The sequence below is a fragment of the Candidatus Parvarchaeota archaeon genome, from assembly GCA_016866895.1.
Lineage (GTDB): Archaea > Micrarchaeota > Micrarchaeia > Anstonellales > VGKX01 > VGKX01.
This window is the reverse complement of record VGKX01000198.1, coordinates 1-1,672: the sequence shown is the minus strand read 5'-3', so window position 1 is coordinate 1,672 and position 1,672 is coordinate 1. Positions and strand designations below refer to the sequence as shown.

Below are 1,672 nucleotides of genomic sequence, written 5' to 3'. Positions count from 1 at the left end.
GACCCCTTCTTCCAGTACCGCTTGCCCATCTAGCAGCTCAAGGTTCGCTGCCAGATAACTTTCAAAAGAGCCAATGTCGTACCAGGGTTCCGAAAATTCAAACACATCCACAGGTTGGCCTTGCGTAAGAAAGTGTTCAAAAATACCCCCTAGATTGTCTTTGTGCTTTGCGGCGTAAACCACAATGTCACCCAGATTTTTTTGCGGGAACAAATAACACCCTGTAGAAACGAGGGTACTTTTGGGGTGTTCGGGCTTTTCCTCAAAGCCCGTCATGCGGCCTGCCTGACTCTGCACCACTCCAAAACGGCGCGCGGCACTCACTTCTTTCACATCGTGCGCGGCCAGCAGGGGCTTGCCCTGAAAGGCCGCCAGAAAATCCTTCATCGCAAAGCCAAAATAATTGTCGCCGGCGACCACCATCAGATCTTCCTCCATTCCATGACTTTGAACAAAGGCCGCTACCGCGCCCAATGCCCCCTTCTTTTCCGCATCGTTGCTGCTTTCTTCAATCACCACCTGCACCCGTCCATGCCCCTCATTCCTGGCCCATGTCTCGATTCCAGCTGAATATGCCCGGTTCACGGCCACCCAAATTTTGACATCGTTTGGGAACATGCCCAAAAGATGCGACAGGAGTGGCCGGTCCTTAACATGCAGTAGGGGCTTCACCCGTTTTTCGCTCAACGGCCAAAGCCGTGTCGCAAACCCGCCGGCAAGAATCAAACACTTCATGACATCATCTTAAAAGATCGCATCCCAAAAACGGCGCTGGCTTGTAATCTGCAAAAACGGCTGACCTTCAATCTCTTCTACCTTGTGATGCCCCTGAAACACCCCCAAGAGATTGGGCGGCATCGAATAGCCAAGCCCCCGCTGCATGGCAAAACTCAGAATGTTCACCGTTTGTTCCAGATGATCGGCCTGAATGATGTGGTCGATGGAAAGATCCCGCACACTGTCTTCCAATCGGTCCAACTTGCCCACCACAGGGATTCCCGCAATGTCTTTTTGGCCCGTACCGTGCGCGTCCAGAATCGCCACAGGCTTAAGGTAAGACCGCCGTGCAATAAGCCGCCTTACAATGTCCTGAGCGGGGCGGTTGGCCCCCACCACCAGCACGCGGTACACCCCCACCTCGCGCGAGGTGCTTTTTTTCAAAATCCACGCAAAGAGCGCGTGCCAAAGATATAAAAAAGAAAGTGTGAAGCAAAAAATGTACACCAGAATAAGGCGCGAAAAAAACTCGCGGAAGGTGAAGTAATAAAGCACCATAAAAACCGCCACGTTTTGCAGGGCCACAAATGCAAGCCGCTGAACATGGCGCAGACTAAAGATCTGCTGGCTCAATTTATAGGTACGCGCAAAAAACATGAAGAGCAAAGTGATGGGCGTAGTAATGAGAGCAATGACGAAGTATTGCTCAAAAGGGAAAGTGCTGGAAAACAAAAACCCCACCCGTGCAAAATAAGAAAGTGCAAAGGCGGCCACAATGAGCAATGTATCGCCAAGGCCCTGCAGAATTTTAAGCTGAATGAGGGTTTTTTTCATAAGAAACTCGATTGAAATGACTGAAATTGAGTCATTTTGGGGCTATTCTACCCCCAACGACCAAAAAGGGACAAGCCACAAGGAACAACTGTTTGCACCTCCCCCCCTTTTTGTCTACACT

General features: G+C 50.6%; 2 protein-coding genes. Both read right to left on the bottom strand.

Annotated features, from left to right (window positions below):
* Positions 1-735 (bottom strand): nucleotidyltransferase family protein (locus tag FJZ26_05890; protein ID MBM3229940.1); only part of this gene is annotated, 735 nt, incomplete at its 3' end.
* 9 nt (positions 736-744) lie between these two features.
* Complete coding sequence (locus FJZ26_05885) at positions 745-1,551, bottom strand: hypothetical protein (GenBank protein MBM3229939.1); 807 nt, start codon at positions 1,549-1,551, stop codon at positions 745-747.
* Between the last annotated feature and the right edge of the window lie 121 nt (positions 1,552-1,672).